The organism is Rhodococcus sp. GB-02, from assembly GCF_053470465.1.
Genome location: NZ_JBPUKE010000004.1, coordinates 817,425 through 832,187 on the forward strand (window position 1 = coordinate 817,425; position 14,763 = coordinate 832,187).

Here is a 14,763-nt window from a genome sequence, read left to right on the forward strand (position 1 = left end):
CCACGGATGATCGCGTTACGCACTCCCATTTCGAACAAAATTGCCAGGACGGCCGGTGAATTTCCGGTGAATGGGTACGCAGTCCGACCCGATACCACCGTCGTCGACCCGGAAACCGACCACTACGGCCGTCAGGCACAATGGAAGTTGCCATGAATGACGTACAGCACGACGTGCAGCAGACCTTCTACGACGCCGTCGGCGGAGCCGAGACGTTTCACAAGCTCACCGCGCGATTCTACGAAGAAGTCGCGAAGGACGAGGTTGTGCGCCCGCTCTACCCCGAGGCCGATCTCGGCCCGGCCGAGCGGCGGATGCGGATGTTCCTCGAGCAGTACTGGGGCGGGCCGCACACGTACTCGGAAGAGCGTGGGCACCCGCGTCTGCGGATGCGCCACAATCCGTTCGTGATCGGCCCGATCGAGCGCGATGCGTGGCTTCGGTGCATGCACGTCGCCATCGCGTCCATCGACGATAAGACTCTGAGCCCGGTGCACCGCAAGCAGTTGATCGACTACATGGAGATGGCAGCTGCGTCCATGGTGAACTCCGCCATCTGACCGTTTACTTCGCCTTCGGCCTGAACACGCGCGCGACCCGGCGGGCTGCGCGTACCCCGAACGACACCGTGGGATGCAGGGGCGAGCTCAGGATTGCATGCTTGCGCACGTACTCTTCGACCTCCCACTCCGACCAGCTGCCCGCACGGAAGAGTGCGGCATCGCCGACGCCCAGGGTTCGCTTGGCGATTCCGTCGGCCTGAACGGTGACCGACCCTTCGATGATGTGCACGATTTCGTCCGCGTGGAAGTACCAGCGGAAGCGCCCCTTCGTGCAATCCCAGACGTGTGTAGTCGTGGTCCCGTCTTTACTCGCCGACCATTGCGCCGAGCGCGCAACCGGTGTGCCGAAGATTATCCAGTCGCGGTTGATCGGATCATCGTCGAGCAGTACATGATCCAAACTGACCGCTTCGATTGCCGACAAAGTCAAGGCCAAGCCCCCTTGGTAGAATTCCCGATACTTCTCCCCCGGCAGTAACACCAAAGTTGCCACATGGTGTCACCTCGTGAATGCAAAGTACACCAAGGCTAGGTAAAGAGTCACGCTTTGGCCGTGTCCAAGTCGTGAGAGTGCCAGACGTTTGGCACTATGAACTGCTGTGAGCACCCCCGCGGATTCGTCCTCTGTAAGCCGGCCCGAAGCCCCGTGGTGGAACGAGGCGGTCTTCTATCAGATCTATCCGCGTTCCTTTGCCGATTCGGGCAGCGACGGTATCGGCGACCTCGGCGGAGTCGAGGAGAAACTCGGCTACCTCGAACTGCTCGGCATCGACGCAATCTGGTTGAGCCCGGTGATGAGGTCACCGATGGCAGACCACGGCTACGACGTCTCGGATCCTCGCGACATCGATCCCCTGTTCGGTGCTCTTGCGACGATGGATTCGCTGATCACGTCAGCCCACGAACGCGGAATCAAGGTCACGATGGACCTGGTCCCGAACCACACGAGTGATCAGCACGAGTGGTTCAAGGCAGCCCTGGCGTCGGCGCCCGGTTCGGCAGAGCGATCCCGGTACATCTTCCGAGACGGCAAAGGTGAGAATGGCAACGAACCGCCGAACAACTGGCCGAGCATCTTCGGCGGCCCGGCGTGGACCCGCGTCACCGAAGCCGACGGAACACCCGGCCAGTGGTACCTGCACATCTTCGCCAAGGAACAGCCCGACCTGAACTGGGACAACCCGGAGGTCTTCGACGACCTCGCCAAGACTCTGCGCTTCTGGCTCGAGCGCGGAATCGACGGATTCCGCATCGACGTGGCCCACGGAATGGCCAAGCCCGACGGTTTGCCGGACCACGACTGGGAGCTCAACGAGCTCATGCGCAATTCCGACGACGACCCGCGATTCAACAACCCGGCCGTTCACGAAATCCACCGCGGGATCCGCAAGGTCATGGACGAGTTCCCGGAGGCCATGACCGTCGGAGAGATCTGGGTGAAGGACAACCAGAAGTTCGGCGAATACATCCGGCCAGACGAACTGCATCTCGGATTCAACTTCCGGCTTGCAGAAACCGAATTCTCCGCCGAGTCCGTCCGAGAGGCCGTGGAGAACTCCCTCGCGGCCGTCGCCGAGGTCGGGGGTGTGCCCACGTGGACACTGTCGAATCACGACGTCGAACGTGAAGTCACGCGCTACGGCGGGGGCGAGATCGGAACGCAACGCGCACGGGCGATGATCCTCGTCGAGTTGGCGCTTCCGGGCGCGAGCTTCATCTACAACGGAGCCGAACTCGGCCTGCCGAACGTCGACCTGCCCGACGACGCACTACAGGACCCGGTCTGGGAACGATCCGGACATGCCGAGCGAGGACGCGACGGCTGTCGAGTGCCCCTTCCCTGGGAAGGAACCGAGCCGCCTTTCGGATTCACTACCGGTGCGAGTACCTGGCTGCCGATGCCGGCCGAGTGGTCGACGCTCACCGTGGAGGCTCAGATCGAGGACGTCGACTCGATGCTCTCGCTGTATCGCGCCGCCCTCGAACTTCGTAGCGCCAGGCCGGAGTTCTCCGGCACCGACATCGATTGGTACGGCAGTCCCCCCGGCTGCCTCGCTTTCCGTCGACGCGGTGGTCTGATCTGTGCTCTCAACACCACGGAGGTGCCGATCGCACTGCCGAGCGGGCAGCTGCTGTTGAGCAGCGCACCACTCGTCGACGGTCAGCTGCCCGTCAACGCTGCGGCGTGGCTGATCTGAGGGAACACCGCACCCGCCACCTGAACTCCTATCGTGCGACCATCAGCGGTATCGAACCACCGCGGTGACGGTAGATCGAACCGAACCGTGCATCGAGCCGCACCCAGGATTTGCTCGCCCGCACCCGAACCAGTTCCGACGCGTCGATCTGCTCTAGATCGATGTCGGCAGTCATCGCTTCGGATCCGGTGTGAGGAACGAATCCCATTGCGGTCAAGGCAAAAATAACCCGCATCGAGATCCCGACCGTGCCGGACGGACCACTGACCTCGAGCACATCCTGATCGAGCAACGACGCCGGCGGACCGTGACTACTTCCATGCTCCAGGGCCAAGGCGTTGCCCCGCTGCGCCAGTTCGATCAGCACCCGGGCGGGTACGTCGTCCAGGTGCTCGAAGCCGTCCATCGGCGGCAACGCCCCACGCCACGCCGAATCCATGGCGAACCCCGGATCGATCAGCTCACCCGCTGCCTGCTCCACCGCAGAAAGCAACTGATCGCCGGCTGCCGAGGTGTCGTCAGGGTTGATGGTGCCCGCCACGGTTCGCGTAGCGAGAGCGTCGAAACCCGTTGATGCCCAGACGCTCAGGTGCGCATCGCCGCGTCGACGCATTCGGATGACCGCGGACTCGTCCAAACGCAAGGCGTGACCGATGAAGCCGGCCAAGTTCTTGCGCTCGGCCTCCTCGGGCACGGTCAGTACACGTTCATGCACGTTGCCAGCTCTCCAGGTACTCGCGCTCGGGCCCGCTGAGGCGACGCAGACGTTGAGTGTCGATATCGAAGGCCGCGATCTGAGTCGATGCCACGATGGACGGCGGGACACTGAGATCGGCGCCGCGCGGGCGAACCTCGTACGCGATCGTGAAGTCCACCGCGCGAACCTTTTCCACCCACATGAAGACATCGAGAGGTGAATCGTCATGCCGCAGTTGCCCGCGGTACCGCACATGCAGATCGGCAATCACAGCCCCGTCACGCAAAGTGACCGTCGGACGCGAGTCTTCGAACAACCAAGGAATCCGCGCCTCTTCGAGCAACGTCACCATCCGTGCGTGGTTGATGTGCTGGAAGGCATCCATGTCCGACCACCGAACCACAACTTCGGCGTGGAATCCTTCGCTCAACGTCCTACCTCCGATCGGGTGCCCATGCTGCGCACCATGCTACGAACCTGACGCGCCGCCACCGAGAGCGTCGCGAGGTCAAGCGTCCCAGACTCGAAGATCTCGACGAGAGCTGCCCTCGCCCGGCTCAGCCGCGAGGCGTTGGTCGATTCCCATTCGTCGATCTTTTCCTGCGGTGACTCCCCCGGCTCTCCGCCGGCCAGAACCTCCATCGTCAGCTGCCGAAGCGAACTGTAGAGGTCGTCTCGCAACGCGAGCCGCGCGAGCGAGTGCCAGCGATCGCCGCGCTCGAGTCCCGAAACGGCGCTCAGCAACCAGTCGATTCCCAGATGCGCATCCAAGGCGTAGTACAGCTCCGCAACTTCGGTGATGTCGTGATCTGCGATGTCGGCGATATCCGCGATGTCCAGTAGGCAGTAGACGTCGAGCAGCCGGAACACGTCCAGCGCCAACGCTTCCGGAGCCCCGCGGTCGATCACGGATTGAGCCCGCACCAGCAGATCGTCGAGCTGATGGCCGGCAAGCAGTCCGGGAACCAGAGGTGCTGTCGCCCGATACGCCGCCGAGTAGCGCGCTACCTCGGCGCCGACGGCGATCGGCTGGGGCCGATTGGCCAGGAACCACCGTGACGCGCGGTCGAGCAAGCGGCAGGACTCCACGATCAGTTCGTTTTCGATCTCTGCACTGACGCCGGCCGAGCGGATTCGCGACCACACCTCGTCCAGCGCAAAGACCTCTCGCACAGCGGCGTAGGCACGGATCGAGTCCGTACTGCTCGCTCCGGTCTCCTCGGCCAAGCGGTAGGCGTAGGTGATTCCGCCGTTGTCGATCACTTCGTTGACGAGCATCGTCGCGACGATCTGCCGCCGCAATGGGTGTGCTTTGATCTCCGTTTCGAACCGATCACGAACAGCGGTCGGGAAGTACTGCGGGATCTGCTGGGCGAAGAAATCGTTGTCCGGCAACTCGGTTGCGAGCAGATCGTCCTTGAGTGAAAGCTTGACGTGCGCCGTCAACGTCGCCAATTCCGGCGATGTCAGACCCACACCGGACTCGAGTCGACGCTCGATCTCCTTGTCGGTCGGCAACGCCTCCAGCTTGCGGTCCAGGCCACGTGCCTTGGTCAGATCCGTCAACTGACGGCGGTGAACACCGAGCATCTGCGACGCGGTCACGCGGGAGATTCCGAGCAGCGCATTCTGGGCGATGTTGTCCGCCAACACCAGCGCAGCCACGTCGTCGGTCATCGACGCCAGCAACGGATTCCGTTCCTGCGTCGGCAGCAACTGTGAGCGCACGAGCGAATCGAGAAGAATCTTGATGTTCACTTCGTGATCGGAGCAGTCGACGCCTGCCGAGTTGTCGATGGCGTCGGTGTTGATGTGACCACCGTTGGCGCTGAACTCGATTCGTCCCAGAGCAGTCACGCCGAGGTTGCCGCCCTCACCGATCACCTTGACTCGTAGGTCTTGACCGTCGACTCGCACCGCGTCGTTGCTCTTGTCTCCGACCTGCGCGTTAGTCTCGGTCGAAGCCTTCACGTATGTACCGATTCCGCCGTTCCACAGCAGATCCACCGGCGCCGACAGAATCGCCTGCATCAACTCCGGCGGCGACAGCTTCGTGACACCCTCGGCGAGACCCAGTGCAATCCGGACGCTTTCGGCGATCGGAACCGACTTGACCGTGCGATCCCAGACTCCGCCGCCTTCACTGATCAGGCTGGTGTCATAGTCGGCCCACGACGACCGAGGCAACTCGAAGAGCCGTTGACGTTCCACGAACGAACTCGCTGCGTCCGGGTTCGGGTCGAGGAAAATATGTCGATGGTCGAACGCGCCCACCAGTCGGATGTGCCGACTGAGGAGCATTCCGTTGCCGAACACGTCACCGCTCATATCGCCGACGCCTACCGTCGTGAAATCCTCGGTCTGCGTGTCGACACCGAGTTCGCGGAAGTGCCGCTTGACGCTTTCCCAGGCGCCGCGAGCGGTGATACCCATGCCCTTGTGGTCGTATCCCACGGAGCCGCCGGAGGCAAACGCGTCTCCGAGCCAGAAGTCGTACTTGGCGGCAACCGAATTCGCGAGATCGGAGAACGTCGCCGTGCCCTTGTCTGCGGCGACCACCAGATAGCGATCCTGATCGTCCTTGCGCACCACGCGATCCGGCGTCACAACTTCGCCGGTGTCTGCGTGCACATTGTCGGTGATGTCGAGCAATCCGGAGATGAACGTGGTGTAGCAGGCCTTGCCGGTTTCCAGCGTCGCCGTTCGATCAGCGGCTGGATCACCCGTCGGCAGAGGCGGATTCTTCACGACGAAGCCGCCCTTGGCGCCGACCGGGACGATCACCGCGTTCTTGACGGCCTGAGCCTTCACCAAGCCGAGCACCTCGGTGCGGAAATCCTCGCGCCGGTCGGACCAGCGGAGTCCGCCGCGCGCGACTGCGCCGAATCGTAGGTGGACGCCTTCAACCTCGGGTGAGTACACGTAGATCTCGAAAGCCGGCCGCGGCTTGGGCAACTCGCTGATCCGCGAGGGATCGAGCTTGACCGACAGGTAGTCGCGAGAGCGGCCGTCGGCGTCGACGACGTAGAAATTGGTACGCAAGGTCGCCTTCACCAAGGAGAACATTCCACGCAGAATGCGATCGGCATCCAAGCTGAGTACCTCGTCGATGGATGCACGCAACTGCTCGTCCAATTCCGCGACGCGGACGTCGTCCTGCTTCTCGGGGTCGAACATCGCCTCGAACAACTGCACCAATGCAAACGCGGTCTGCGGATGTGTGAGCGCGATTCCTTCGATGTGGAACTGGCTGTACGGAAATGTAGCCTGCCGCAGATACTTTGCGTATGCACGCAGCACCACGGCTTGACGCCATGACATACCGGCGCGCAGCACCAGCTCGTTGAATCGGTCCGCCTCTGCACGGCCGAACCAGACTGCGCCGAACGCGGCTGTGAATCGTTTCTGAACCTCGGTCAGCGGGACAGTACTGGTCTCGAGCGGCACCTGCGCATCGAGGTCGATCTCGACCGACGCTCGGAGATCCGCCGGTACCGACAACCCGAAATCGTAGATCCAGCACTGAACGCCGTCGAGGCGCTGCACGACGTGGGGCCGCTCGTCGAGAACTTCGACGCCGAGTGACTGCAGCACCGGTAGCACCTGACTCAACGAGATACCGTCGCCGCCGACGAAGAGCGTGAAGCGCCAGGCGCCGGGCGCGGAGTCCACAGCGCGATAGAGCAGTACGTCGATCGCGCCTGGCGCCAACGCCTCGAGCCTGGCGATGTCGGCCAACGCGCGTGACGGTTCGAAGTCCTCCTTGTATCCATCGGGAAGTACTCGCGAATACCGTTGCACCAGTTCCGGATCCACACCCGGAATGTCGCGAACAAGGTCGTTGATGCGGTCGTCCCAGCTACGACTGACTTCGGTCAGCAGGGCCTGAACTCGCTCGCGGTTGGCCTCGGAGACATCCAGATGAACCGGCTCACTGTCCGGGTCGCGACGGATCGTCACGTGCAACAGTGCAAGATCGTTCTCGGTAACGCGGGCGGTGTAATCGACTGTGCCTGGGCCGAATTCGCGCCACAACAGGTTTTGCATCGCCAGTCGCACCCGCGTCGTATATCGGTCGCGAGGCAGATACACCAGGCAGGATACGAAGCGGCCGAACGTGTCCTCACGAACGAAGAGTCGCACCTGGCGGCGGAGTCCGATGCTGTGCACGGCGTGCACGGTCTCGAACAGGGTCTCTGCATCGCTCGAGAACAACTCGGTGCGCGGGAAGGACTGGATGACCTCGAGCATCGCCTGCCCGGAGTACGAATGCAGGTCGACGCCGGCACGCGCGATGACTTCGCGGACGCGGCGCTCGATCAGGGGAATCGCGAGAACGTTCTCGTGGAGTGCGACCACGGTGAACACTCCCAGGAATCTGTGCTCCCCCACGATGTTTCCGTTGTCGTCGAGGATCGAGACACCCACGAAGTACGGGTAGACAGCGCGGTGCACCGTGGCGGGGAACGATCCCTGAGTCAGGACCAGAAGTGGTCGATCCGGGAGATCTGCGACGGGAGGCAAGCTCATCGGGCCTTCGGTGATCGCGTCGGAACGCAGCACGCCGAGTCCGCTGCCGGTGACCGTGCGTGAGCCGTCCTTCGTGCCCTCGAATCGCCGGTATCCGAGTACGGCGTAGTTTCCGTCCGCCATCCACCGGAGCAGTCGAGCGGTATCGAAGAATTCTTCGGGGGTGATCCTCCCGGAGGCAGTTTCTGCAGCACTCTCCAACTCGTCGGCAACGCGCAGTTGCAGTGCCTTCATATCCGGGGTGTCACCAACGACCTGGCGGACGTCCGCGAGCACTTTGCCGAGGTGGGCTTCGATCGCGTCGAGCGCGGAATCCTCGACTTCGAAGTCCAACTGGACGTGCATCCAGGATTCTTGGATACCACTGTCGCCCAAGGAAATCAGATTGCCCGAGTCGTCGCGTTCGACCGTCAGAATCGGGTGGGCGAATTGACTGATTCCCACACCTTGTCGGTTGAGCATCGCGGTGACGGACTCGACGAGCAACGACATGTCGTCGGTGACGATCTGGACAGCAGCGCCGAGACCTTCGGATCCTGACGGGCGGTACACACGCCATACGGCCGTGCCTGGCGTCCGCTGCCTCCCGAGCGCGAGATGTGCGAGCAGGACTCGATCCGATCGACCGTTGATGACGTCGTCGCTGTCACCCTCGTCGATGTGCGTGAAAAAGGCCTCGCGAAGACGCGTCAACAACGTCGCTTCGTCGAGGCCTGTGCCCTGCTGCCGTACACGGTCTGTCATTCCTGGCTCACATCCTTGTGGGTTCTGATCGCCGCGACCAATCTCTGACTCGAGACTAGCCGCGGCAACCAGGACCTAGGGTGAACTGAGAAACGAAATCTACGATGTCGTCATCTGAACAAGCGATGCTTCGAGCACCGCACGTTCGCTGTCTGCCAGCGGTCTGGACTTTTCGGACACCGTGTCGAATCCGACCATCAATGCGTCGCCGAAGGCGCACTCGACACCCGCGTTGTCACGGATGACGTGCCGAACCGTGAACGAGGAAGTCCCGACGTGAGTCGTGAAGATCTCCACGTTCAAGGGACCGGACCGATCGGTGACCGGCTTGAGGAACTCGATGGTCATCTTTCGAACCACAAGGTATCCCGGCCGGCCGCCGAGGGGCGCCAGTTTCGCTTCCAGGAACTGGATGCGAGCTTCCTGCATGTACTCGACGTATCGCGTGTTGTTGACGTGACCCAACCGGTCGGAATCGCCCCACCGGACCTGGATCTGCGTTGTGTATACGTCGGACACGGATCAGTCCCTGGTGAGCTTGCGGTGAGTGACGCGGTGCGGGCGGGCGGCGTCGGGGCCGAGTCGCTCGACCTTGTTCGCCTCGTAGCCCTCGAAGTTGCCTTCGTACCAGTACCAAGCTGCCTCGTTGTCGCCGAAGCCACCTTCCCACGCGAGGATGTGGGTACAGGTGCGGTCCAGGAACCAGCGATCGTGCGAGATCACGACGGCGCAGCCGGGGAACTCTTCGAGAGCGTTCTCCAGCGAGCCGAGGGTTTCGACGTCGAGGTCGTTGGTGGGCTCATCGAGCAGGATCAGGTTGCCGCCCTGCTTGAGCGTCATCGCTAGGTTCAGGCGGTTGCGCTCACCACCGGAGAGAACGCCGGCTGGCTTCTGCTGATCGTGGCCCTTGAAACCGAACGAGCTGATGTACGCGCGCGACGGGAACTCGGTCTGGCCGACGACGATGAAATCGAGCCCGTCGGACACGGTCTCCCAGACCGTCTTCCTGGGGTCGATGCCGGAACGGTTCTGGTCGACGTAGCTCAGCTTGACCGTCTGACCGATCTTGACCTCACCGGCATCAGGCTCCTCGAGACCGACGATGGTCTTGAACAGCGTCGTCTTACCGACACCGTTGGGGCCGATGACGCCGACAATTCCGTTGCGCGGCAACGTGAACGAGAGGTCCTTGATCAGAACGCGACCGTCGAAGCCCTTGTCGAGGTTCGAGACCTCCACGACCACGTCACCCAGACGCGGCGGTGCCGGGATCTGGATCTCGTCGAAGTCGAGCTTGCGGGTCTTCTCGGCTTCGTTCGCCATTTCTTCATAGCGATCGAGACGAGCCTTGTTCTTGGCCTGACGGGCCTTGGCGCCGGAACGAACCCATGCGAGTTCGTCCTTGAGACGCTTCTGCAGCTTCTGATCCTTCTTGCCGGCAACTTCGAGGCGTGCAGCCTTCTGCTCCAGATAGACGGAGTAGTTGCCCTCGTACGCGTACAGACGTCCGCGGTCGACTTCACAGATCCACTGCGCGACGTGATCGAGGAAGTAACGATCGTGGGTCACGGCGAGGATTGCGCCATGGTAGGCAGCTAGGTGCTGCTCGAGCCACAGGACAGATTCGGCGTCGAGGTGGTTGGTGGGCTCGTCTAGGAGCAGGAGATCGGGCTTGCTCAGCAGCAGCTTGCAGAGTGCAACGCGTCGCTTCTCACCACCGGAGAGGTGGGTGACCATCTCTTCCGGCGGGGGGCAGCGCAGGGCATCCATAGCCTGCTCGAGCTGCGAGTCGATCTCCCACGCGTCTGCGTGATCGAGCTTCTCCTGCAGTTCGCCCATCTCTTCCATGAGCTCGTCGGAGTAATCCGTGGCCATCAGCTCGGCGATCTCGTTGTACCGCTTGAGCTGGACCATCGTCTCACCGAGGCCGTCCTCGACGTTCTCGCGAACGGTCTTGGTCTCGTCGAGCTCCGGCTCCTGCATGAGGATGCCGACGGTCGCGCCCGGAGCCAGGAATGCCTCGCCGTTACCCGGCTGGTCCAGTCCGGCCATGATCTTGAGGATGCTGGATTTACCAGCGCCGTTCGGTCCGACGACACCGATCTTCGCGCCGGGGTAAAAGCTCATCGTGACGTCATCGAGGATGACCTTGTCACCGTGCGCCTTGCGCACCTTCTTCATCGTGTAAATGAACTCAGCCATGGCCGCCAGCCTATCGGTGTTTGTCCTATAACCCACATTGCGCGTTGGCTGTCACACCGATGCGGGTTCTGCGGACAGTCCGAGGTCATCGACCAGATTCGTCGACATGCTTCTCGACCCCCATCAAAACCGCGATTGGGCGACTTCCGAGTGCCCCGCGGACGGCTCAGATCATTGCCCGGTGGATGCCCTTTGGTTCGCCGCCAAGCTGCGAGAGCGTCGACGAATGGAAAATCGAACCGGGTACATGGATCGCATGCGCCAAACCGGCATGCGCATCACGCCAGAACCGCTGCATCGGCGTGCTCAACTGCAACGCCCCACCACCGGAACGAGCAAAGATCTCATCCACCGCCCGCACCGCCCGCCACGCCGCAGCAGTCTGCGTACGCCGACCGATCGCACGAAGCTCGAACGAAACTTCCTGCCCCTTCTCGGTCATGTCCCAGAAACGATCCACCGTCTCCAAGATCGCAGCCCGAGAAGCAGCGATCTCGGCCGCAGCCTCACCGATCGCGAACAGCACGTACGGATCTTCCTTGATCGGAACACCACTGACCGTCACCCGCTCACGCTGCGCCGCCATGTTGCACGCCAACGCACCCTCGGCGATACCGATCAACGACGAGGTGATTCCCAGCGGGAAAATGCACGAGAACGGGAACTTGTACAGCGTCTCCGTACGGCCCGCTTCCTTCCACGCCGTCCCTTCGTACACCTTTCCGGCGTCGATCGTGCGGTAGGTGGGCAAGAACGCGTCCTTGACGATCAGGTCCTTCGACCCGGTTCCGCGCAGACCCACGACATTCCAGCTGTCCTGGTCGATGTCGTAATCGGAGCGCGGCAGCAGTACGTGCAGGTGCTTCGGCGGCATCAACGGCTTGCCGGATTCGTCACCGACCATCGCGCCGATCATGATCCAGTCACAATGATCGGTACCCGAGGAGAACGACCAACGACCATTGAGGATGTAGCCACCCTCGACCGGCCTCGCAACACCCATCGGCGCATACGGTGACGCCATCCACGTATCGGGATCGGTTCCCCACACCTCTTCCTGAGCCTTGCGGTCGAAGAACGCAAGCTCCCACGGATGAACACCGACGATGCCGCTGACCCAACCCGTCGCACCGTCCATCGCGCCGATAGCCATTGCCGTCTCGGCGAATTCACGCGGATGCGCCTCGAGGCCTCCGAACTCCTTCGGCTGCAACATCCGGATGACACCGGAGTCGCGCAGGCGCTTCGCGCTGCCGTCCGTCAAGCGCATCAGCTTGTCGCCCTCGACTCCGTCGGCGCGGATCTCGTCGGCGAACTGTGAGATGTTGTCCAGAACCTGACCCATGATTTTTCCGCCTCCACTGATAGTCGACCCACGACCATTAAAGTAGAACACGTTCTAGAAATTTGCGGAAGTGAAATGGCCGATATTTCTTGCACTCACACGGTCTGCAGTTCCGACGGGAGTTCGACTGCGTCATTACCCGAGGCCGCAAGCAGCTGTGCGTACCGCCCGCCTTGTTGCACCAGTTCGTCGTGAGTGCCCTTTTCCACAACCACGCCCCGGTCGAGGACCGCAATGAGGTCCGCATCTCGAACCGTGGAAAGCCTGTGCGCTACAACAAGAGTGGTGCGTCCGACCATCAGCTCGTCGAGCGCGTCCTGCAACGCACGTTCGGTGCGATTGTCCAGGGCGCTCGTCGCCTCGTCGAGGACGAGGATCGGCGGATTCCGCAGAACTGTGCGCGCGATCGCGATGCGCTGTTTCTCACCGCCGGAGAATCGGTAGCCGCGCTCGCCGACCATGGTGTCGTACCCGTCGTCGAGACCGGAAATGAACTCGTGAATCTGAGCGATGCGCGCTGCCAGCTCGATCTCGGCGTCGGTGGCGTCGGGTTTCGCGAACCGCAGGTTCTCACGAATCGTCGTGTGGAAGAGGTATGTCTCCTGCGACACCACGCCCACCAGGTCGGAGACCGTCGCCAGATCGAGGTCCCGCAGATCGACGTCGTCGATTCTCACCGATCCCGCAGTCGGGTCGTACAGACGTGCGGCCAAGTATCCGAGAGTGGTCTTGCCCGAACCGGTGGAGCCGACCAGCGCCAAGGTTCCGCCGGCTGGGACCGTGAGGTCGATGTTGTCGAGAGTCTTGCTGTCGGTTCCTGGATACGAGAAGTCGACGTGGTCGAACCGAAGTTCGCCGGACATCTTGGTGCGATCGAAGCTCTTCGGCTCTTCCGGATCCGCGATGTCGATCGGCAGATCCAGGTACTCGAACACGCGACTGAACAGTGCCATCGAGCTCTGCACCTCGACACCCGTGTTGAGCAGCATCATGGTGGGTCGGAACAATTGTGTTTGCAGTGTGGTGAATGCGACGAGGGTGCCGACGGTGATGGTATTGCCGTGATCGAGAGTGAAACCGGCAAACCAGTAGACCAGTGCGGGCATGGCCGCGAAGGTGATCGACATGGTCGCCATGCGCCACTTGCCGGCCATCATGGCCCGGAGTTCGACGTCCGCGACTTCCACTGAACGCTCGGTGAATCGATCCGTCAGAGCCGACTTCGCGCCGGTCGTCTTGCCGAGGAGAATGCCGCTGACGGAGAGAGATTCCTCAACCTGGACCGACAAATCACTGAGCAGCTTCTGCCGCTTGCCCGAGATCTTGCGACGCTCGTCACCGATCTTGCGTGCGATACGGATGAACACCGGCAAGATCGCCAGCGAGAAGATGGCGAGTCGCCAATCCAGAAGGAACAGAGCAACAATCGTGGCCGCTACTGTCGTAGCATTCTGCGCGATGGACGTTGCCGTGTTGGTGACCACCGACTGCATACCGCCGATGTCGTTGGCAATGCGCGACTGAACTTCGCCGGTTCGGGTTCGAGCGAAGAATCCGAGGGACTGATTCTGCAGGTGCGAGTAGACCCGCACGCGCAGTTGGTGCATCAGTTTCTGGCCGATGCTGTTGGACATCCAGGTTTGCGCCACGCCGAGACAGCTCGTGATCACGGCAATGGCGATCATGCCGATGGCCAGAACACTGACGAGTCCGAGGTTCTTGTCCGGGATCGCCTTGTCGAGCATTTCGCGTAGGAGCAGCGGACTGCCCAACGCGACGATCGCGCTGAGTGTGATGACCGCGGTGACGATGGCGATCTGAGTTCGGTACGGCGCGAACAGTCCGAGTACGCGCTTTGCCGGTACGGATTCCGCCGGAGCGATCTCGACAGCGGTTCGTTCGATGCTTCGCATGTGATCTGGTTTCACGTTTACCTCCTGGAGGCTTTCTCACCCTAGTTTCATATTGATGAGGTTACCTCACTATGAGGTTGACACCAACAACGCTAGACTGGCGCCATGCATTCCCGAGAGCGCGAACTCACCGACGTCGTGATGTCCGTGGCACGGCTCATCCGCCGACGCCAAGTGGCAGCGCTGGAACCATTCAGCCTCTCGCCGTCGCAAAGCCGAGCGCTGCGAGTGCTGACCCGAGTGGGCGAACCGGTTCGACTCGGTTTTCTTGCCGAGCGATTGCGCATAGTTCCGCGGTCGGCGACCGACGTCGTGGATTCCCTCGAAGATGCCGGATGGGTGCGCCGCACTCCCGACCCGAACGATCGGCGAGCAGTGCTGCTCGAGTTGACCGACGCCGGCGCTGCCCTGGCTGCGGACGTCGCGAAAGCTCAACGACGCGAATCCTCGGATGTGTTCGACGACCTCGACGAGTCGGAGCGAGCCACTCTCACAGAACTCCTCGAGCGAGTGGACGCGGGGCACGATTGCTCTCGGCCCCGCGACTGCCCGACACCCTCGGCCTGAGTCC

General features: G+C 62.1%; 11 protein-coding genes. 3 read left to right on the forward strand and 8 right to left on the reverse strand.

Features of this window, described 5'->3' with window-relative positions; genetic code table 11:
• The first annotated feature begins 152 nt into the window (after positions 1-152).
• Positions 153-560 carry a globin gene (locus ACSW29_RS28595; RefSeq protein ID WP_448278903.1) on the forward strand — a complete coding sequence of 136 codons (408 nt, stop codon included), beginning with the start codon at positions 153-155 and terminating at the stop codon, positions 558-560.
• A gap of 4 nt (positions 561-564) precedes the next feature.
• Here ACSW29_RS28595 and ACSW29_RS28600 read toward each other — a convergent pair whose 3' ends face one another.
• Entirely contained in the window at positions 565-999 is a 435-nt protein-coding gene (locus ACSW29_RS28600; RefSeq protein ID WP_317826157.1) for a cupin domain-containing protein, read from the reverse strand.
• Positions 1,000-1,162: 163 nt separating this feature from the next.
• Here ACSW29_RS28600 and ACSW29_RS28605 point away from each other — a divergent pair, with 163 nt between their 5' ends.
• Entirely contained in the window at positions 1,163-2,761 is a 1,599-nt protein-coding gene (locus ACSW29_RS28605; RefSeq protein WP_448278904.1) for a glycoside hydrolase family 13 protein, read from the forward strand.
• A gap of 28 nt (positions 2,762-2,789) precedes the next feature.
• On the opposite strand, the gene ACSW29_RS28610 is transcribed toward ACSW29_RS28605, so the two are convergent.
• The 7 genes from ACSW29_RS28610 to ACSW29_RS28640 all read right to left on the reverse strand — a co-directional run bounded on the left by ACSW29_RS28610 (position 2,790) and on the right by ACSW29_RS28640 (position 14,192).
• Positions 2,790-3,476 carry a hypothetical protein gene (locus ACSW29_RS28610; protein ID WP_347874120.1) on the reverse strand — a complete coding sequence of 229 codons (687 nt, stop codon included), beginning with the start codon at positions 3,474-3,476 and terminating at the stop codon, positions 2,790-2,792.
• Positions 3,469-3,888, reverse strand: coding sequence for an acyl-CoA thioesterase (locus ACSW29_RS28615; RefSeq protein ID WP_003944573.1), 420 nt, complete (start codon positions 3,886-3,888; stop codon positions 3,469-3,471). Before ACSW29_RS28615 ends, ACSW29_RS28610 begins: the two co-directional genes overlap by 8 nt.
• A complete protein-coding gene (locus ACSW29_RS28620; protein ID WP_448278905.1) occupies positions 3,885-8,732 on the reverse strand; it encodes an NAD-glutamate dehydrogenase in 4,848 nt (1,615 codons plus the stop codon). Before ACSW29_RS28620 ends, ACSW29_RS28615 begins: the two co-directional genes overlap by 4 nt.
• A gap of 99 nt (positions 8,733-8,831) precedes the next feature.
• Complete coding sequence (locus tag ACSW29_RS28625) at positions 8,832-9,251, reverse strand: acyl-CoA thioesterase (protein WP_448278906.1); 420 nt, start codon at positions 9,249-9,251, stop codon at positions 8,832-8,834.
• Positions 9,252-9,254: 3 nt separating this feature from the next.
• On the reverse strand, positions 9,255-10,934 hold the full coding sequence (gene ettA, locus ACSW29_RS28630) for an energy-dependent translational throttle protein EttA (RefSeq protein WP_448278907.1): 1,680 nt from the start codon (positions 10,932-10,934) through the stop codon (positions 9,255-9,257).
• A 166-nt stretch (positions 10,935-11,100) separates the two neighbouring features.
• Positions 11,101-12,279, reverse strand: coding sequence for an acyl-CoA dehydrogenase family protein (locus ACSW29_RS28635; RefSeq protein WP_448278908.1), 1,179 nt, complete (start codon positions 12,277-12,279; stop codon positions 11,101-11,103).
• 95 nt (positions 12,280-12,374) lie between these two features.
• Entirely contained in the window at positions 12,375-14,192 is a 1,818-nt protein-coding gene (locus tag ACSW29_RS28640; protein ID WP_448278956.1) for an ABC transporter ATP-binding protein, read from the reverse strand.
• Positions 14,193-14,297: 105 nt separating this feature from the next.
• Here ACSW29_RS28640 and ACSW29_RS28645 point away from each other — a divergent pair, with 105 nt between their 5' ends.
• Positions 14,298-14,759 (forward strand): MarR family winged helix-turn-helix transcriptional regulator, encoded by a 462-nt coding sequence (locus ACSW29_RS28645; protein ID WP_230814024.1) that lies wholly within the window; start codon positions 14,298-14,300, stop codon positions 14,757-14,759.
• Positions 14,760-14,763 lie beyond the last annotated feature (4 nt).